Source organism: Aeromonas sanarellii (assembly GCF_000820085.1).
Lineage (GTDB): Bacteria > Pseudomonadota > Gammaproteobacteria > Enterobacterales > Aeromonadaceae > Aeromonas > Aeromonas sanarellii.
Window position 1 is genome coordinate 1 of record NZ_CDBN01000051.1, and the last position, 19,184, is coordinate 19,184.

15 protein-coding genes and 1 pseudogene are annotated in these 19,184 nt (G+C 67.0%); 6 read left to right on the plus strand and 10 right to left on the minus strand.

Features of this window, described 5'->3' with window-relative positions; genetic code table 11:
* From BN1132_RS10780 to BN1132_RS10805, 6 genes and pseudogenes are all read right to left on the minus strand, one after another.
* A pseudogene (locus tag BN1132_RS10780) lies at positions 1 to 337 on the minus strand (hypothetical protein); the annotation flags it as partial.
* Positions 337 to 1,785, minus strand: coding sequence for a VWA domain-containing protein (locus BN1132_RS10785; RefSeq protein WP_042077470.1), 1,449 nt, complete (start codon positions 1,783 to 1,785; stop codon positions 337 to 339). The pseudogene BN1132_RS10780 and the gene BN1132_RS10785, both read right to left, overlap by 1 nt.
* Positions 1,786 to 1,809: 24 nt before the next feature.
* Entirely contained in the window at positions 1,810 to 2,775 is a 966-nt protein-coding gene (locus BN1132_RS10790) for a VWA domain-containing protein (RefSeq protein WP_042077472.1), read from the minus strand.
* On the minus strand, positions 2,772 to 3,311 hold the full coding sequence (locus BN1132_RS10795) for a DUF4381 domain-containing protein (RefSeq protein WP_042077474.1): 540 nt from the start codon (positions 3,309 to 3,311) through the stop codon (positions 2,772 to 2,774). Before BN1132_RS10795 ends, BN1132_RS10790 begins: the two co-directional genes overlap by 4 nt.
* Positions 3,296 to 4,186 (minus strand): DUF58 domain-containing protein, encoded by an 891-nt coding sequence (locus BN1132_RS10800; protein ID WP_042077476.1) that lies wholly within the window; start codon positions 4,184 to 4,186, stop codon positions 3,296 to 3,298. The genes BN1132_RS10795 and BN1132_RS10800 overlap by 16 nt, the downstream gene beginning before the upstream one ends.
* A 46-nt stretch (positions 4,187 to 4,232) precedes the next feature.
* A complete protein-coding gene (locus tag BN1132_RS10805) occupies positions 4,233 to 5,183 on the minus strand; it encodes an AAA family ATPase (RefSeq protein WP_042077478.1) in 951 nt (316 codons plus the stop codon).
* A 183-nt stretch (positions 5,184 to 5,366) separates the two neighbouring features.
* On the opposite strand from BN1132_RS10805, the gene fadI reads away from it, so the two are divergent.
* From fadI to BN1132_RS10825, 5 genes are all read left to right on the plus strand, one after another.
* Positions 5,367 to 6,677: an acetyl-CoA C-acyltransferase FadI gene (gene fadI / locus BN1132_RS10810; RefSeq protein ID WP_042077480.1), complete on the plus strand. Its 1,311-nt coding sequence runs from the start codon at positions 5,367 to 5,369 to the stop codon at positions 6,675 to 6,677.
* A complete protein-coding gene (gene fadJ, locus BN1132_RS10815) occupies positions 6,677 to 8,827 on the plus strand; it encodes a fatty acid oxidation complex subunit alpha FadJ (protein WP_042077482.1) in 2,151 nt (716 codons plus the stop codon). The genes fadI and fadJ overlap by 1 nt, the downstream gene beginning before the upstream one ends.
* A gap of 248 nt (positions 8,828 to 9,075) precedes the next feature.
* The gene (locus tag BN1132_RS19590; RefSeq protein WP_005325161.1) at positions 9,076 to 9,216 is read left to right on the plus strand and encodes a TIGR02808 family protein; all 141 of its coding nucleotides are present in this window, start codon (positions 9,076 to 9,078) and stop codon (positions 9,214 to 9,216) included.
* Positions 9,217 to 9,405: 189 nt separating this feature from the next.
* Positions 9,406 to 9,963, plus strand: coding sequence for a YaeQ family protein (locus BN1132_RS10820; protein WP_042077484.1), 558 nt, complete (start codon positions 9,406 to 9,408; stop codon positions 9,961 to 9,963).
* Positions 9,964 to 9,975: 12 nt separating this feature from the next.
* Entirely contained in the window at positions 9,976 to 10,860 is an 885-nt protein-coding gene (locus BN1132_RS10825; RefSeq protein ID WP_042077486.1) for an AEC family transporter, read from the plus strand.
* Between the two features lie 204 nt (positions 10,861 to 11,064).
* On the opposite strand, the gene BN1132_RS10830 is transcribed toward BN1132_RS10825, so the two are convergent.
* The 4 genes from BN1132_RS10830 to BN1132_RS10845 form a co-directional block, all read right to left on the minus strand.
* Positions 11,065 to 12,294, minus strand: a complete 1,230-nt coding sequence (locus BN1132_RS10830; RefSeq protein ID WP_042077487.1) for an MFS transporter — start codon at positions 12,292 to 12,294, stop codon at positions 11,065 to 11,067.
* A gap of 55 nt (positions 12,295 to 12,349) precedes the next feature.
* A complete protein-coding gene (locus tag BN1132_RS10835; RefSeq protein ID WP_042077488.1) occupies positions 12,350 to 13,120 on the minus strand; it encodes an ABC transporter ATP-binding protein in 771 nt (256 codons plus the stop codon).
* The gene (locus BN1132_RS10840; RefSeq protein ID WP_042077489.1) at positions 13,113 to 14,165 is read right to left on the minus strand and encodes a FecCD family ABC transporter permease; all 1,053 of its coding nucleotides are present in this window, start codon (positions 14,163 to 14,165) and stop codon (positions 13,113 to 13,115) included. Before BN1132_RS10840 ends, BN1132_RS10835 begins: the two co-directional genes overlap by 8 nt.
* A gap of 101 nt (positions 14,166 to 14,266) precedes the next feature.
* Positions 14,267 to 15,388 (minus strand): ABC transporter substrate-binding protein, encoded by a 1,122-nt coding sequence (locus BN1132_RS10845; RefSeq protein WP_042077490.1) that lies wholly within the window; start codon positions 15,386 to 15,388, stop codon positions 14,267 to 14,269.
* A 553-nt stretch (positions 15,389 to 15,941) separates the two neighbouring features.
* On the opposite strand from BN1132_RS10845, the gene BN1132_RS10850 reads away from it, so the two are divergent.
* Positions 15,942 to 19,160: an ExeM/NucH family extracellular endonuclease gene (locus BN1132_RS10850; RefSeq protein WP_042077492.1), complete on the plus strand. Its 3,219-nt coding sequence runs from the start codon at positions 15,942 to 15,944 to the stop codon at positions 19,158 to 19,160.
* The last annotated feature ends 24 nt before the right edge of the window (positions 19,161 to 19,184 follow it).

Here is a 19,184-nt window from a genome sequence, read left to right on the forward strand (position 1 = left end):
ATTCGGTTCCGAGGGGCAGGGGGGGCACGAGGCGCGGGCTGGTGTCCAGCAGGTGCAGGGGGATCTGCCAGCGGGTCAGGCGGCGGGTCTGGGTATGGACGCGGCTGATGCTGACCCGGCCCACCGCAAACTGGCGCAGCAGGGGGCGCAGGTCGAGCTCGTCATCGCGCCGCTCTCCGTCGGCTTCGACGATGAGCAGCCAGTCGCTCTCCTTTGCCCCCGGCAGCAGCTCGACGCGAGGGGGCGCGGCTTGTGCCGGCAAGGCCAGCAGGAGGACAACCAGCAGCCAGCCGGTCCAGGCGTGGACAGATGAGAGGCATGAGCGAACGCAGGGGATCACCAGGGCGCCTCCACCTTGAGAAGGGGGCGGCGCTGTGCCTCCTTGCGCAGGCGCTGCTCCAGCAGCAGCACGGGGGGGGCAGGAGGGCGAGGGGTATCCGATGCGTTCGAAGGGTCGGAACGCTCGCCGGGATCGGCGGGCTGTGCCTGGGGGGCTGCCTGGGGGGCGCCGGCCCGCAGCAGGGCCAGGTTGTGCAGGGCATCCTGATGGCCAGGCTCCCGCTTGAGGGCGGCCAGATAGGCCTGCTCGGCGGCCGCGAGATCCCCGAGCCAGACCAGGGCATTGCCGCGGTTGTAATGGGCGGTGGCGCTGTCGGCGCGGCCATAGGCGGCTACGGCCCTGGCATGGTCGCCGGCCCTGTACCAGGCGTTGCCTTGCCAGACGGGATCCTGGAAGGTCCTGGCCGCTTCCTGATAGCGGCCCTGCTGGAAGGCGCGCCAGCCTTGCTGGTCCTGCCAGGAGCCAGCCGCCTGCAGGGGAGGTGGGCAGAGGCCGATGGCCATGAGCACGATCAGCCAGTGGGCGCCGATGCGCGCCAGCAGCGCCAGGGGCAGCAGGGGGATCAGCAGCCAGGGGCCGAGATCCCGGGACTGCACCTGGGTGAGGGTCTGGCTCATGGGCAGGGGGGCGAAGCGGGGCAGGCCTGTCTGCAGCCACTGCAGCGTCCCCCCAGTGCTGGCCGCGAGCCGCGCCATGGCCGCCGCGTCGGGGGCCGGCAGGGTAGGGCTTCCGAGCTGCCTGTGCTCGGCGGCGGGCAGCTGTGTCTCCTGGCCGCCGCTGGCCAGCAGAATGTCGAGGCGGGGGGAGGTTCCCTGGGGGCAGAAGAGGTCGTCCAGACAGGGCCAGAGGGCGGCGATGCGTTCGCGCTGGGTCTGCGACAGGCCGTCGGTGACGAGGAGCAGGCGGGCGGACTGGCCTGGGGGGATCTGTGCGAGGGCCAGGGCCACGGCCCGCTCGGGGGCGCTGCCCTGAATGGGCATGATGGCCGGGCGCAGGTCCGGCAGCAGCAGGGCGACGGCCTGATGATCCCGGGTCGGCGGCATGGCGAGGTAGGCATCTCCGGCAAACAGGATGAGGCCGAGGGGATGGGGTGCCTGCCGGGTGTCGGTGGCCGCCAGCATCTCCCGCAGTTGCAGCCGTACCCGGGTCGCCCTGTCCGGCGGCAGATCCTGCGCCTGCATGGAGTCGGAGAGATCCAGCAGCCAGAGATCCAGGGCCGGGCTCTGGATGGCGAGGCTCTGCTGGCGCAGGGCGGGGCCCGAGAGCGCCAGGATCACCGGCAGACAGGCGAGCCAGAGCCAGGGAATGGACCGGCGCCGGGCCGGCAGCAGATAGGCCTGCATGGCGGGGGAGAGCAACTCGGGCGAGCGACGGCGCCGCCACCCCTGCCAGAGCCAGGGGAGCAGTGCCAGCAGCCAGAGCGGGCGCAGCAGGGTGAATTCCATCAGGGGGCCCTCCGGGGGGCATGATCACCCATGGGGCCACTCCTGTGTCGGACGCAGACGCCCCGGCCAGCGGGCGGGCCAAGCCAGCAGCAGCCAGGCCAGGGCCAGTGGCCAGGGGTAGAGCTCCTGGCGGGGTCGATAGAGGATCTGGGGACGGGCGGCGGGCTCTAGGGCGTCGAGGGCCTGGTTGATGGCGGTCAGCTCCCCCTGGTTGCGGGCGCGAAAATAGCGGCCCTGCCCCAGCCGGGCCAGCTGCTGCAGCAGGGCTTCATCCAGCTCGGCGCTGGGATCGGCGTCCCCTGCGGGAGCGGCAAAGGTGTCGGGATCGGCGCCCACCCCCAGGGTATAGAGGCGGATGCCGGCGGCCGCGGCCAGTCTGGCCTCGGTCAGGGGATCCGCGTTGCCCGAGGTGTTGCGCCCGTCAGTCACCAGCAGCAGGGCGGTGGGGCGTGTGGGGTCGGCGTGCTGGCGGGCCAGCAGCAGGGCTTCGCCGAGGGCCGTGGTGCGCCCTGCCAGATCGAAGTCGAGCTCGCGGGTGAGGGCGAGCAGGGCCCCGGTCTCCTGGGTCAGGGGGGAGAGCAGATAGGCGTGATCGGCGAAGACGATGAGGGCGATGCGATCGCCAGGCCGCGCGGCGATGAGCCCGTCGATCTGCTGGCGCACCGCGGCCAGCCTGTCTTTCTGCTCCCCCTCGTCCAGCATGTCCTGGGTGCGCATGCTGTCGGAGAGATCCACCGCCAGGATGAGATCCCGGCTGCTATGGTAGTGGATGACGGGGGCCTCCTGCCACTGGGGGCGGCACAGGGCCAGCACCAGGGCGCACCAGCAGAGCGCCATGCGCCAGAACGGCTGCCCCGCCTGGGGCTGGAGCAGGGGAAAACCGATATGGGAGAGCCTGGCGCGGCCTCCCCCTGCCAGGGGCGGCAGGCCGAAGCGCACCAGCAGCGGCAGGACCAGGGCGAGGGCGAACCAGGGCCAGGCGAGGATCATGGCACCCTCCGGGCGCGTCCTGCGTCCCGTCTCAGTGACGGCAGCCCCGGCCTGCTGACGCAGCGGCGCCCCCAGCTGAGGTAAGCGCGGCGCAGCCTTGCCCGTTGTCCCTCGTTGGGCCTCTGTGAGCCATAGAGCCAGCGGGGCCACTGGGAGGCAAACTGGCCAAAATCGCCGCCGCCCTTCTCGTCGAGCCAGGCGAGCCAGTCCTCTCCCTGCAGGGAGGCCGCCTCGGGCCAGCGGGCCATGGCCGCCTCCCGCAGCGTCTCGTGCAGCCTTGGCACGAGATCGTCGGCCTGCCACTCGATCTGGCGCGCCCAGCGGCGCTGGCGCCACAGGGTGAGCACCGTGGCCCAGATCAGCCAGGCGGCGATGGCCGCGATCATAAGCCACCCCAGGGCAGGCAGGCGGGGATCGAGCTCGGTCTCGAGGGACGGCCCCGGATGGATGTCGCGAAGCTGGGCCTGGATCCCCTGCAAGGGGGTCGACGGGGAAGTCGGCCCGCTCCCGGGGGCGGCGTTCAGAACAGACGGCATCCACCCTCCTGCCACTGGCGTTGCAGCGATGCGCCGTTGTCGAGGCGGTAGAGGCGTGTCACCAGGGGCAGCAGTTGCTGCTGGCTGGCCGCCGCCTGTTCGTCGGCCGCTGCCTGATAGCGTGCGCGAAAGCGGGGTTGCCCCCCATCGAGCCAGCCGCTGCGCCTGCCCGATTGCACCGCCAGTTTCCCCTGATCGGGCAGGGCCGCCTCCAGGGGGTCCCGGATCTGCCAGTAGTGGATGTCGTGGCGCAGGCGAAGGCGCTGCAACTGCTGGCACAGCGTCTTGTCCGGCGCCTGGTGGTGGCTTATCAGGGTCAGCCTGGCGCCATGGGGCAGGGTGAGCCGCGCCAGGGTCTGGGCCAGGAGTTGGGGCTGGGGGGCGCGATCCAGCCCCGCCTCGTAGTGGTGGCAGAGCGCCTCCAGCAAGGGGATGAGGGGGCCGCGCTGGTGCAGGGAACGGGTGTCCATGCCGTGACAGATCAGGGTGTTGGCCTGCTTCTCCCCCTGCCAGAGCAGGGCGGCCGCGAGCTCGCAGCCGAGGCGGGCCTTGAGCTGGGCGCGGGAACCGAAGTACATGGCCGGGGAGAGATCCAGCAGCAACCAGTGGGCCTGCTCCTGCTCCTCCCCGTAGAGGCGGGGGGGGGGGCGGCCGAGGCGGGCGGTGACCCGCCAGTCGATGTGGCGCACCTCGTCTCCGGCCTGATAGAGGCGCAGCTCGCGAAAGCTCAGGCCAGGTTGGCGCCTGACGCGTCCCTGGCGCGCCTGGTGAATGCGGGCCCGCTCGCCCTGCCGCGCCCAGAGCCGCACCGCCAGCAGGCGGTCGAGGGTGAGGGCGATGTCGGGGTGATCCCGGGGCTCGGCGGCACGGGTCATGACTGCCGGGGCCTCGGGGGCGAGGAGACCATGGGCTGACGAAGGCTCAGGGGCATGGAACGGCATCCAGCAGCAGGGCGATCAGCGCCTCGTTGTCCAGGTTGTCCGCCAGGGCCTGGTAGCTGGGGATGAGGCGGTGGCGCAGCACGGCGGGGGCCAGCAGCTGGATGTCCTCGGGCAGCACGAAGTCACGCCCCGCAAGCCAGGCGCGGGCACGGGCGGCGCGGGCCAATCCGATGCTGGCCCTGGGGCTGGCTCCCACAGCGACAAGGGGTTCGAGCTCGGGGCACAGGCCGCAGCCTGGGCGGGTGGCGCAGACCAGCTGCACCAGGTAGTGCTCGAGGCGCCCCTGCATCTGCACGGCCTGCACCGCGGTGCGGGCCGAGAGCAGATCGGCCTGGCTCAGGGTCAATGGTGGTGGCGGCAGGGCGTCGCCCCGGGCGTTGAGCTGGAGGATGGCGAGCTCCATGGCGGGGCTGGGGTAGTCCACCAGCAGCTTGAGCAGGAAGCGGTCGAGCTGGGCCTCCGGCAGGGGGTAGGTGCCCTCTTGTTCTATGGGGTTCTGGGTGGCGGCCACCATAAAGAGCGGCGGCAGGCGCCAGCTCTTCTTGCCCACGGTGATCTGGTGCTCGGCCATGGCCTCCAGCAGGGCGGACTGCACCTTGGCCGGGGCCCGGTTGATCTCGTCCGCCAGCACCAGGTGGTTGAAGAGGGGGCCGGGTTGAAACACGAAGCTGGCATCCTGGGGATGGAACACCTCGCTGCCGGTGAGATCGGCAGGGAGCAGATCCGGGGTGAACTGGATGCGGGCGAAGCGACCCTCCACCGCCCCGGCCAGCGCCTTGACGGCCCGGGTCTTGGCGAGGCCAGGCGCCCCCTCGATCAGCACATGTCCTTCACATAACAGGGCGATCAAGAGCCCCTCGATGAGGGGCCCCTGTCCCAGGATCTGGCTGCCCAGATGGTCTCCAAGTGCTCTGAACTCGGCCGCTGCCATGCGATAAACCCGTTGTTTTTATGGAAGTTGATCTTTTTATACCCCAGTTGGCCCGCAAGGGCGAGGGAGGGTGGCAAGATGGGGACAATTTAGTTTCAATCAGCTGTATGAAAGTTGTGAGTGGATTGTTAAGATGTGGCGCAATGAGGTCTGACCTCTGCCTTTTCAACCCAAGGAGCCAGGATGAAACAGCCATTGAAACTGACGACTCGCCAGGGCGAACGGATAGCCGTCGTGGCGGGTCTGCGCACCCCCTTTGCCAAGCAGGCCACCGCTTTTCACGGCGTGCCTGCGGTGGATCTCGGCAAACTGGTGGTGAGCGAGATGCTCGCTCGCACCGATCTCGATCCCATGCTCATCGACCAACTGGTGTTCGGCCAGGTGGTGCAGATGCCGGAAGCGCCGAACATCGCTCGCGAGATAGTGCTCGGCACCGGCATGAGCGTCAGCACCGATGCCTATAGCGTGTCGCGCGCCTGCGCCACCAGTTTCCAGGCGGTGGCCAACGTCACCGAGTCCATCATGGCCGGCACGGTGGACATCGCCATCGCCGGCGGTGCCGACTCCTCTTCCGTACTGCCCATCGGGGTCAGCAAGTCTCTGGCCCGCGCCCTGGTGGATCTCAACAAGGCGCGCAACCTTCAGCAGCGTTTCAATATTCTGCGTCGCCTGCGTCTGAAGGATCTGCTGCCGGTGCCCCCTGCCGTGGCCGAGTACTCCACCGGTCTCTCCATGGGGCAGACCGCCGAGCAGATGGCCAAGACCCATCAGATCAGCCGCGAGGCGCAAGATGCGCTGGCCCACCGCTCCCACACCCTGGCGGCCGAAGCCTGGGCACAGGGCAAATTGAGCGGCGAGGTGTTCACCGCCCACGTGCCCCCCTACAAGTCGCCGCTGGAGCGGGACAACAACATCCGCGAAAGCTCGGATCTGGCGAGCTACGCCAAGCTCAAGCCGGTGTTTGACCGGGCTCACGGCTCGGTGACCGCCGCCAACGCCACTCCGCTCACCGACGGTGCCGCCGCCGTGCTGATGATGCGTGAAGGGCGTGCCCGCGAGCTGGGTCTGGGGCCGCTGGGTTACATCCGCAGCTTCGCGTTCTCCGCCATCGACGTGTGGCAGGACATGCTGATGGGCCCCTCCTACGCCACGCCGCTGGCGCTGGACCGCGCCGGCATCACCCTTGGGGATCTGACCCTGATCGACATGCACGAGGCCTTCGCCGCCCAGACCCTGGCCAACCTCAAGATGTTTGCAAGCAGAGAATTCGCCCGTGACAAGCTGGGCCGGGATCAGGCCATCGGCGAGGTGGACATGGAGAAGTTCAACGTGCTCGGCGGCTCTTTGGCCTACGGACACCCCTTTGCCGCCACCGGGGCGCGCATGATCACCCAGACCCTGCACGAACTGCGGCGCCGGGGTGGGGGACTGGGGCTCAACACCGCCTGTGCGGCGGGCGGGCTGGGTGTGGCCATGGTGCTGGAGGTGGAATGATGAACGAGAAGACTTTTTCCCTGGAGATTCGCAAAGACGGCATCGGCATCCTCACCATGGATGTGCCCGGTGAGAGCATGAACACCCTGAAGGCCTCCTTTGCGGACGAGATCCGCCACCTGCTGGCCGAGGTGCGGGGGAACGGGGATCTGATCGGTCTGGTGATCGTCTCCGGCAAGAAGGACTCCTTCATCGCGGGGGCCGACATCGCCATGCTGGCAGCCTGCACCAGCGCCCAGGACGCCGAATCGCTCTCCCGGGCCGGGCAGGAAGTGTTCGCCGAGATCGAATCCCTGGGCATACCGGTGATTGCCGCCATCCACGGCCCCTGCCTCGGCGGCGGGCTGGAGCTGGCGCTCGCCTGCCATGGCCGGGTGGTGACCAATCACGCTAAAACCGTGCTGGGGCTGCCGGAAGTGCAGCTCGGCCTGCTGCCGGGCTCCGGCGGCACCCAGCGTCTGCCACGCCTCATCGGGGTGGCCAAGGCGCTGGATCTGATGCTGACCGGCAAGCAGGTGCGGGCCAAGCAGGCCAAGAAACTCGGGCTGGTGGATGACATGGTGCCCACCTCCATTTTGCTGGAAGCCGCCATCAAGCTCGCCAAGAAGGGCAAGCCGCGCCACCGCCTGAAGCGGGATCTGCAGGGCAAGGTGCTGGAGACCAACGCGCTCGGGCGCAAGGTGCTGTTCGATCAGGCCCGCAAGGGGGTGAAGGCGAAGACCCGGGGCAACTACCCGGCCCCTGAGCGCATCATCGAGGTGGTGCGCATCGGTGTGGAGGAGGGGATGCAGGCCGGCCTGCTGGCCGAGGCCCGCCACTTCGGCGAGCTGGTGATGACGCCGGAATCCGCCGCCCTGCGCTCTATTTTCTTCGCCACCACAGAGATGAAGAAAGAGGTGAGCTATCAGGGGGCCGAGCCCCGCAAGGTGGCCCATGCGGCCGTGCTGGGGGGCGGCCTGATGGGGGGCGGCATCGCCTTCGTCACCGCCACCAAGGCGAGAGTGCCGGTGCGGATCAAGGATGTGGCGAGCAGCGGCATCGGCAACGCCATGCGCTACAGCTACGACATCCTCGCGAGGAAGCTCAAGCGTCGCCAACTGCTGCGCAGCGAACTGGAGAAACAGATGAGCCTGCTCACCGGCACCCTGGACTACTCCGGCTTCCACCGGGTCGACATGGTGGTGGAGGCGGTGTTCGAGGATATCGATCTCAAGCACCGGATGGTGCAGGACGTGGAGCGCGAGTGCGCTGAGCACACGGTGTTTGCCTCCAACACCTCCTCCCTGCCCATCCACCAGATCGCCTCGGCGGCGACGCATCCGGAGCGGGTGGTGGGGCTGCACTACTTCAGCCCGGTGGACAAGATGCCGCTCGCCGAGATCATTCCCCACGCGGGTACCAGCGCCGAGACGGTGGCCACCACCCTGGCGTTCGCCCGGGCCCAGGGCAAGACCCCCATCGTCGTGAAGGACGAGGCGGGTTTCTACGTCAACCGCATCCTGGCACCCTACATGAACGAGGCGGCCCGCCTGGTGCTGGAAGGGGAGCCGGTGGAGGTGCTGGACGGCGCCCTGCTGGACTTCGGCTTCCCGGTGGGCCCCATCACCCTGCTGGACGAGGTGGGGATCGACGTGGGGGCCAAGATCTCCCCCATCCTCGAAAAGGAGCTGGGTGGCGAGCAGTTCCAGGCCCCCAAGGCGTTTGACAAGCTGCTGGAAGACGATCGCAAGGGGCGCAAGAACGGCAAGGGCTTCTACCTCTATGGCAAGGCGGCGCCGCGCAACCGGCTCACCGGCAAGGAGGGCAAGAAGACGGTGGACGCGAGCGTCTACGACGTGCTCGGCGTCAAGCCCCAGGCCAGGCTGGCCAGGCAGGAGATCGCCGAGCGCTGCGTGCTGCTGATGCTCAACGAGGCGGCCATGGCGCTCGACAGCGGCGTGGTGGCCTCGGCCCGGGACGGCGACATCGGCGCCATCTTCGGCATCGGCTTCCCGCCGTTCCTGGGCGGCCCGTTCCGCTACATGGACAGCCTCGGCATCGACTACCTGGTGGGGCGCCTCGAGCACCATCAGAAGCGCTTTGGCGACCGCTTTGCCCCCTGTGCGCGGCTCAAGGCGATGGCGGCGGAGCAGCAGCGCTTCTACGGCTGAGGCGTCTGCGTGACAAACAGGCGGGGCGGCCCTGGGTCGCCCCGCCTTTCTTGTCCAAGCCAGGGGCCTCGGGGAGCGGAAAACGGGGTGACAAGGGGCTAAATTATTGATCTGGCGCAAACTGGTGCCCCATTTATTACTTTGGTGGCATAGGACTCAGGCGCGGGTTGAGGTCAAATAGCCTTATCAGGAGCGGGGACTACCCCGTCGCGAAAGGGACACCCATTTCACTGGATGAAGGACACACTATGAGTCTGCTCGAACAAACCATCTGGAACATATTGGGATACGGGGCCATGCCCTTTATCTTTCTGAGTGGCTTCGTGGCTGTGGCAGTCACCTGCTGCCTGCTGCTCAATGCCTTCGGGGTCAAGTCCGCCGAGAAGTGAGTCACTCTCGTTCATGCCGCCAAATGCCAGTCTCACGACTGGCATTTGTTTTTTGTGTCTCCTGAAGCACTTATCCCGCCCCTGATAGGGTAAAGGGAGCGCAAGACGGTCGAACCCGGCGGCCATTTTGATTACACTGACGCCCGGCATGTTCGCCCCTTTTTCTTTTATCAGGTGTTCACGACTTCTATGGCGCTCAAGGCAACCATCTTCAAGGCCCAGATCAGCTTGTCTGACATGGATCGCAATCTCTATCAGGACTTCTCCCTCACCCTGGCCCGTCACCCCTCCGAGACCGACGAGCGCATGATGATCCGCCTTGCGGCCTTCGCCTGGCATGCCGCCGAGCGGCTGGAGTTCACCAAGGGGCTCTCTGCCGACGACGAACCCGAGCTCTGGCGCAAGAACTACTCCGACGAGATTGAACTCTGGATTGAGCTGGGCCAGCCGGACGAGAAGCGCCTCAAGAAGGCGTGCAACCGTTCCCGCCAGGTGGTGCTCTACCTCTACGGCGGCCGTGGCACCAGCGTCTGGTGGAAGCAGAACCAGGGCAAGCTCGGTCTGCACGACAACCTGAGCATCATCGAGCTCTCCGACAGCCAGACCCTGCCGCTGGCGGCCATGGTGGAGCGCACCATGCAGCTCACCTGCACCATCTCCGACGGCCAGCTCTGGGTCAGCAACGGCAGCCAGGAGGTCACCCTGGATCCCGTGGTGTTGATGGGACGTCCGGCCCGCGAACTCTGATCGGGAGCCCCCATGTTCAGTGCCCTGCTCAATATCGTCATCCCGGTGTTTGCGGTGGCGGGCCTCGGCGCCCTCTATGGGCGGCTGCGACCGGGTGGCGACCTGGGTTACATCAACCGGGCCAATATCGAGCTCTTTACCCCGGCGCTGGTCTTCTCGGCCCTGGTGAAATACCCGCTGGATCTGGCGGCGCACCTGCCGCTTGTCGCGGCCGGCGCCCTGGTGATTTTGCTCCCCGGCCTGCTGCTTGCCCTGCTCAGGCTCAAGGAGATAGCGCGGGCAGCCCTGATCCTGCCCGCCATGTTTCGCAACACGGGCAACCTCGGCATTCCGCTGATGGTGCTCGCCTTTGGCGAGCAGCAGCTCGGCGCCATCGTCATCCTGTTCGTGCTCTCCAACCTGCTCCACTTCACGGTGGGCATGTTTATCCTCTCGGCCAGCAGCTCCCGCTGGGGCTGGCTGAAAAGCCCGGTGCTCTGGGCCGCCTTCGCCGGCCTGCTGGTGGCCAACCTGCATATCCCGCTGCCGGAATACCTGGTGACCAGCACCTCCCTGCTCGGCCAGATAGCGGTGCCCCTGATGCTGTTTGCCTTGGGGGTTCGGCTGATGGAAGGGGAGCTGGGTCATCTGGGGCTCGCGCTCAAGTGCAACCTGCTCTATCTGCTGGCGGGGGGCCTCTCCCTTGGGCTCGCCGTCTGGCTGCTGCCCCTGGAGCCTGCCTGGATCCCGCTGCTGACACTCTCGGTGGCACTGCCCCCGGCGGTATTGAATTACATCCTGTGCGAGCAGTACCAGTGCCAGCCCGACAAGGTGGCCAGCATAGTGCTCGGCGGCAACGCGCTCTCGATAGTGGTGATCCCGCTGGCGGTCTGGTTGGCGCTGCATCTGGGGAGTTGACCCGGTTCGCTCTTCACCTTCAAGGACGCCTGATGGCGTCCTTTTTATCGCCATCGCGAATGTCCGATTTCGCTTCGATTATCGAGCGCTGCCCGGCTTGCTCGCTTATCTGGCAAGGTCTTGAAGCAGGTTCTGGTTAGCCGGATAAGGCAGAGAGTGGAAGGGGGGAAAGGGAATAAAACAGGGCGGCCTTGGCCGCCCTGTTTATTGATGGGGAGCAGGTTGAACCTGGCCATCCTTGCGCAACTGGGTATAGAGGCCAACCCCCGCCAGCAGGCCGGCGAGGGCCAGCAGCCACCAGATGGCGGTGGCGGGGCGGCTGCCCGCGTCCCCCAGCATAAAACCGATCAGCAGGTTGCCAACGAGCGCCATGCAGCCCCCGGCGCTGGCATAGAAGCCGTAGTAGCTGCCGAGCTGCTCAGGGGGCGCGTAGCGGGGCAGCTGGGCGGCGAAGAGCGGGAAGCAGAGGATGGAGCCCAGGGAAAGCAGGGACACCTGCGTCAACACGCCCGCCGTCGGCCAGGGGGAGAGCAGGGGCAGGGCGAGATAGCTCAGGCCCATCATGCCTATCCCCAGCCCCATGGCGAGCGGCACCCCCAGGCGGCGCTCCACTAGGCGCGAGGCCGGGAGCTGGAGCAGGACGCCGATCACCGCCGAGAGGGTGAAGACGCCGCCGAGCAGCTGGGTGGCGTCCGGCAGGCTCTGGATATGGGCGGGCAGGGCGAGGTAGAGCTGGTGGAACAGGATCTGGTAGCTGCCCGCCAGCAGGGTGAACCCCATAAAGGGGCGCTGGCGCACTATCTCCCCCCATTGGCGCAAGATGGCGCCGCGGGGGCTCTGGCTGCTTACCGGGCGTTTGGGCAGCCCCCGGTATTGCAGCACCCCGAGCAGGGCGAAGAGGCTCGCTGCCAGGATCCCCGTCAGGGTGTAGCTCTGCTGGGTCAAGGCGAGGCCGACCAGGGGGCCGAGCAGCATGCCCGCCTCGCTGGCCAGATTGTGCAGGGCGAAGGCGCGCTGACGCTGGCTCGGATTGTGGCATTCGCTGGCAAGGTAGGCCTGGGCGCAGGGGGTGAACAGGGCCCCCGCAAAGCCGGTGAGGGCGGCGGCCAGCAGCAGTATGGGCAGGGACTCGGCCCAGCCCAGCAGCACGAAGCCTATGGAGCGCACCAGGCAGCCCCAGACGATGGCGGGGTGATAGCCGATGCGATCCCCAAGGGTGCCGCCCAACAGGAACAGCCCCTGCTGGCTGAAGACCCGCATCCCCATGACCAGGCCACAGGCCCAGCCGGCCAGGCCCAGGCCGCTGCCCATGTGCTGGGCGAGGAAGGGCATCATCATGTAGAAGCCGAGGTTGAAGGCCAGCCCGTTGGTGATGAGCAGGCGGGCGGCCGGGCTCATACCCTGCCAGTCCCGCCAGTAGGAGGCGCCGTTCATGGTCGCCTCCCGCCACCGTGTCGGGAGGAGGTCGCCGGGGTCATGCAGAGCCGTGTCATGACGTCTTTCGCAGGGTTCTGAGGAAGGGGATGCCGCGCTGATCGTGGCTTATCTCCACCGGCACCTGGTAGAGGCGCTCGATGAGGGCGGCGTCGAGCACCCGGGCGGGGGGGCCGAAGGCTTGCAGCTCCCCCCCTGCCAGCACGATCAGCTGATCGGCAAACTGGGCCGCCAGGTTGAGATCGTGCAGTACCACCAGGGTGATCCACTGCTGCGCCCGGGTCTGCTGGCACAGGTGCTCCATCAGCTGCATCTGGTGGTGCAGGTCCAGGGCGCTGACCGGCTCGTCCAGCATCATGATGCGGGGATCGCGCAGCAGCACCTGGGCGAAGAGCACCATCTGCCGCTGGCCGCCGCTCAGGGAGTAGAGGGGGCGATCCGCCAGATGGGCGATGCCGAGCGCCTGCAGGGCGCGGCCGGCCGCCAGTATGTCCTCGTCCGCGAGGCGCATGGAGAGGCTGTCGAGGCGCCCGAGCACCACCACCTCGATGACGCTGAGATCCAGCTCCAGCTGGATGTTCTGGGGCATGTAGCCAAACTGCTGGCGCCACCTGGCCTGCGTCATCTGGCGGGCACTCTGGTCCCCGAGGCGGATGTCGCCACTGTCCGGGGTCAGCTCGCCGAAGAGGGTGCGCATCAAGGAGGTCTTGCCGGTCCCGTTCGGGCCGATGATCACATGGACCTGACCCGGATGCAGAGTGAGGCTGAGATCCCGCAGCAGGGTCTGCTGGCCGAGGGAGAGGGAGAGTCGGGATATTTCAAGCACGTTTACGCCCCCTGCCGAGGATCAACCAGATGAAGAAGGGCACGCCAATGAGCGCGGTGACGATGCCGATGGGGAAGAGGGCTCCCGGAATGATGGACTTGGAGAGCACCGAGGCCGCCGAGAGCATACAGGCCCCGCACAGGGCGGAGAGGGGGATCAAAAAGCGCTGATCTTCCCCCACCAGCATGCGGGCGATATGGGGGGCCACCAGGCCGACGAAGCCGATCACGCCGACGAAGCTGGTGGCGGTGGCGGTGAGCAGGGCGACCAGCACCAGGGTCTTCATGCGCAGCCTGTCGACGTTGACCCCGAGGCTGCGGGCACGGGCTTCCCCGAGGCGCAGGCTGGTGAGGGCCCAGGCATCCCGGTAGATGAGCAGGGTGCAGATCAGGGTGACGACGGCGGTGATGATCAGGGAGTCCCAGGTGGTGCGCATCAGGCTGCCAAACAGCCAGAACAGGATCTGCTGGTTGAGCTCGGGGGAGGAGAGGAACTGCAGCAGGGAGAGCAGGGACTGGAACAGGAACAGCAGGGCGATGCCCGCCAGGATCAGGGTCTGGCTGCTGACATGGCGCATCATGGCCAGCCCAAACAGCAGGCAGGCGGCAAACATGCACACAATGAAGGCGCCGGCCGGGATGGCCACCAGGGGGGAGAGCCCGAGGCCGCCGGTGTAGAGGGCGAGCGCCGCGCCCAGGCCCGCCGCCGCCGCGAGCCCTAGGGTGTAGGGGCTGGCGAGGGGGTTGTCCAGCAGGGTCTGCATCTGCACGCCGCCAAGGCCGAGGGAGGCACCGACCACCAGGGCCATGAGGGCGATGGGCAGGCGCATGTCGTGGACTATGGTGCGGGTCATGGGATCGGCCTGGGCGGGGGAAACCAGGGCATCGATCACGTCGTGCAGGGCCAGCAGGGAGGGGCCGGTGGCGATGTCGAGCACCAGGGTAATGCACAGGACCAGGGCGAGCAGCGCCAGCCAGTGCCAGCGACGGCGCTCCCGTTGCCGCTGCCGGGCGAGGGTCTGCTGCAGGGCAGCCAAATCATTCATGATGTCAATCCTGAAACGGGCGCCACAAGAGGCGCCCACACAATCCAAGAGGGTTGCTGAAGAGGGCACGGCCGAGGTGGGCCGCGCCCGAATTGCCAGGGTTAGCTTGCGTCACCCTGCTTGATGCCCAGCATAAAGGTGCCCTGGGGACGGATGGGCAGGTAGTGCTGGTAGAACGCCTGATAGGTGGCCAGGGGATCGAGATCCTGGAAGAGATCCGGATAGAGGGCCTTGGCCATGAACTCGATCAGGGCGGCATCCATGATGCTGCGGGTGGCGCCGTGGTAGACCGCATAGAGGCGCCCCTGCTGCACCGCAGGCAGCTCGCGCCAGCCCGGACGGGCGGCAAAGCCTTGCAGGCGCTGGCGTACCGTCTGGGCCGACACATCCTGGCCCACCTGCATGGCGACAGCACTGCTCACGCTCTCGTAGCCCGCCATCAGGATCACCTCGGGCTTGCTCGCCAGCAGTTGTTCCGGGTGGATGGGGCCCCAGCGATCGACGAAGGGGGCGGCCACGTTCTCACCGCCCGCCAGCAGGGCCATGGCGCCCCACATGTCCTTGCCATAGGTGTAGCTGTACTCGGCCGGGCCCTTGTCACCCAGCTCGATATAGACCCGGGGCGGCGTGCGCTTCGCGGCAGCGATGCGCGAGGTAATGGTGTCAATCTTGGCCTTGTACTCGTCGGCCATCTTCTGGGCACGGGCCTCCTGGCCGGTCAGCTTGCCGAGCAGCAGGGTGCTCGCCATGTGCTGTGCCAGGGTCTGGGCATTGTAGTCGATGACCACCACCGGGATCCCCGCCTGCTCGAGGCGTGGCAGGTCCGCGGCCAGGGCCTCGTATTGCCACTTCGCCAGGATCACCAGATCGGGCTTGACCGCCAGGGTCTTCTCGATGGAGAAGCTCTGATCCTGCACGTTGCCAAGGTCCGGCACTTTGGCCAGTTGTGGCTGGCTGGCCACGTAGAGAGACCAGATGGCGGGGCGGGACTTGACGAACCAGCCACGGGACATGCCCACCAGGCGATCGGCGCCCCCTTCACCGGCCACGGCCAGGTAATCCTCGGGATAGAAACCGAGCACGATGCGGCTGGCCGGAAGGCTCAGGGAGACCTTGCGGCCCATCACATCTTCCACTTCAACGGGGGGGGCGGCCTGCGCCATCCAGCTCGCCAGGACGAGCTGGCTGAGCAGCAGCAACTTTGCCAGGGGGTGACGAAACATCTTGTAGCACCTCGGGAATAGAGACGGTCAAAAAAAGAAAGTGAGAACTATTGCCATTCGCGAGCGCAAAAGCAACAAACCTTTGTGCCATCCCCTCTTTTGTTATTTATGTCACTACTGGAACCCATGCCACCGCGGCACAACACCCTGCTCCAATAGAAGCCCTCTCTCTGTTTGCATGGAAAAAGGGTGGCCCGTGGTGCCCATCTTGCCGCGTGTGGAGCAGGGTACTGGCCGCCGCACCGCTCGCGCTTTCAACCCTGGGCTCTGCCCGATGTCGAGTCCCCCTGGCATGGCACCGCCAGAGGTGGCGACGATTTCCTGCACACCGATGACGGACACTGCCCATTCGGGTATTGCCCGTCACCTGCACGCAACATTTTGTTGTCATTGTTAGCCAGCTCCCAGCGGCTCCGCCGTCAAAGGGGCAGAGTAGGCCCGCCGCGGGATCATGGCACCGAATCGTCATGATCTCGCCGGCAACAAGGTGCTGCGGCCCGCCTTGCGCGGGGCGCCAATAACACGAACTGCAAATAAAAAAAGGAAACTGACCATGTCAGGAAGACATTCTCTCGTGGCGCTGGCCGTCGGGCTGGCGCTCGCTGGACAGGCGCAGGCGCAACTGCTTATCAGCGAATATCTGGAAGGATCCAGCAATAACAAGGCGGTGGAGCTGAGCAATGTGGGCTCCAGCGTCATCGATCTCTCCCAATACCGGCTGGCGCTCTATGCCAACGGCAAACCCCTCACCGAGGCCCCCACCAACAGCCTGGCGCTGCAGGGCACCCTGGCGCCGGGGGCCAGCCTGGTGCTGGCCAATCCCTCCGCCAGCAGCGAGATCCTGGCCAAGGCTAATCAGACCAGCGGCAACCTGGTGTTCAACGGTGACGACGCCCTGGTGCTCTATCGCGGCAGCGAGCTTGTGGACAGCTTCGGCCAGGTGGGGGTGGATCCGGGCACGGCCTGGGTGTCGGGCGGCGTCTCGACCCTGGACATGACCCTGCGCCGCAAGGCCACCGTCACCACGGGCCGGGTCGATGCGACCGCCCCTTTCGATCCGGCGCTCGAATATGTGGCTGCTCTCAAGGATGACGCCAGCGGTCTGGGTTGCAGTGGCGATGGTCCCTGCGATGGCACCCAGCCGCCCGCCTTTGTCTGCCCGGTGGATCAGTTGGTGCCCGTGCCCGCCATTCAGGGCCCCGGCAACAGCAGCCCGCTGGTGCCGGCCGGCAAGTTCGAGTCCGAGCAGGCCTATGCCACCCGCGGCGTGGTGACCCAGGTGGTGAGCGGCCTCTACAAGGGCTTCTTCATTCAGGACGTGCAGGGGGACGGCGATCCGGCCACCTCCGATGGCCTCTTCGTCTACAGCACCAAGGCCAACGCTGCCATAGTGCCGGGGGCCGAGGTGTGCGTCTCGGGCAAGGTGAAGGAGTATTTCAACCAGACCCAGCTCAGTGCCGACGAACTGGTGGTGACCCAGCCTGCCGGCGCCGTGCCGGCGGCGGTGGATCTGCTGCCGGTGGCGGGGGAGAGCCTGAGCCAGCTGCTGGAGCGTCACGAGGGGATGCAGGTGCGGCTGGTGCCCGAATCCAGCCTGGTGGTGACCCGCAACTTCAGCTTCGATTACGACGGCAAGCGCAACAACCTGGTGCTGGCCTATGGCGCGCCGCTCATCAAGTCGACCCAGAAATTTGCCGCCATGAGCGAGGAGGCGAGCCAGTGGGCCCTGCGCAACCAGCAGAACCAGCTGGTGGTGGAGACCGACGCCAAGGCGCCGGACGGCGTGCTGCCCTGGTTCCCCGGCTTCAACGCCGAGGACGGTTACCTGCGCATCGGCGACAGGCTCAACGGGCTGGAGGGGGCGCTCGGCTACTCCTACAACCTGTTCAGGCTGGTGGCGAACAATCGCATCGACGCAATCCAGATCGATCACAGCGGCTGGGATCGGGTGGAAACCCCAGAGCTCGCCGAGGCGGGGGATCTGCGGGTCGCGAGCTTCAACGTGCTCAACTTCTTCACCACTGTCGTGGGAGGGGATGCCAACCCCACCGGCAGCAACCGGGGCGCCCTCACGGTGGCGGAGTTCGAGCTGCAGCGCACCAAGATCGTCAGCGCCATCATCCGCCTCAATGCCGACGTGGTGGGGCTGATGGAGATAGAGAACAACGGTTATGGCGACAACTCCGCCATCGCCAACCTGGTGGGGGCCCTCAACGCCGCCCAGCCGGACGAGGCGGATCACTATCGCTGGATTGCCTCGCCGGATGGCAAGCCCATCGGCACCGACGCCATCACGGTGGGGCTCATCTACCGGCCCGCCAAGGTGACCCCGGAGGGGGCCGCCAGCCTCATCGCGCTGCCGGTGCAGCAGGCCGAGGCGCAGGACGCCAGCGGCAAGCCGGTGACCATCAACCAGGGGATGCGCGAGTCGCTGGTACAGCGCTTCAGCTCGCCCAAGGGGGATGCGCCCCTGACCCTGGTGGTCAACCACCTCAAGTCCAAGGGCTCCGCCTGCTTCGAGGATTACCCCGACTACGCCACAGCCGATCCGCTGGATGGCCAGGGCCACTGCAATGCGCTGCGGGTCTCCGCCGCCAAGGTGCTGGGGGAACAGCTCAAGGGGGTGAGCGGGGATCTGCTGCTTATCGGCGACATGAACGCCTACGGCATGGAGGATCCCATCCGGGTGCTGACCGACTATGATCCGGCCGCCCAGTCGCGCCAGATCATGAGCGCCTCCTTCACCACATTGGCGGGTCAGCCCTTCGAAGAGAGCGGCAGCGCCCTGGGCAAGGGGTATGGGTTCATCAACCTCAACACCCGCTTCCACGGCACCGACACCTACTCCTACAGCTATGAGGGAGAGCTCGGCAACCTGGATCACGCCCTGGCCAATCCGAGCCTCGCGGCCAAGGTGATCGGCATCGAGGATTGGCACATCAACTCCGCCGAGAGCAACTTCTTCGAGTACGGCAGCAAGTACAGCGGCCAGCTGGCGAAATCCGAAGGGCCCTTCAGCGCCTCGGATCACGACCCCGTGCTGGTGGCCATCCAGTATCCGCAGCCCCCCGCCGGGGTGTTGAGCCTCGAGAGCGCCGCCGCGAATGTGGAGGAGGGCAGCACCTTGTCCCTGACCGTCAGCCGCAGCGACGGCAGTCATGGGGAGGCCAGCGTCGGTTACCGCATTGCCTATGGCAGCGCCGATGCCAACGACGTGGCACCCCTCACCGGCACCCTGCACTGGGGGGCGGGCGAGAGCGACAGCCAGACCATCAGCATCCCGGTGAAGAGCGACACCCTGCGCGAAGGGGACGAGACATTCACCCTGGAGCTGTTTGATGCGAGCGGCGCGGCCCTGGGGGATCAGCACCAGACCCTGGTGACCATTAAGGACAAGCTGGCGCCGTCCACCATTGCGCTGGCTCACCCCACCCTGACGGTGAACGAGGGGCAGTGGTTTGCCGAGATCCCCCTGGTGCGCACCGGCGATCTCAGCAAGCCCGCCCGTGCCAAGGTGAGCCTTGAGGGGAGCACGGCGCGCTGGGGGCTGGACTTCCTGCCCTGGCTCGGCCAGTCGGTGAGCTGGGCCGCGGGCGAGGGGGGCAGCAAGTCGGTCAAGGTGCTGATCATCGATGACTGGTTTGTCGAGCCCACCGAGCAGTTCAGCGTGAACCTCGAGAAGCTGAAAGGGGCCCAGCCGGGCGCCGTCCAGCAGACCCGGGTCGACATTCTGGACAACGACAAGTCCTGGTGGCCCTTCGGTCGCAAGTAACCGGGAGAAAGCATGACAACGGGA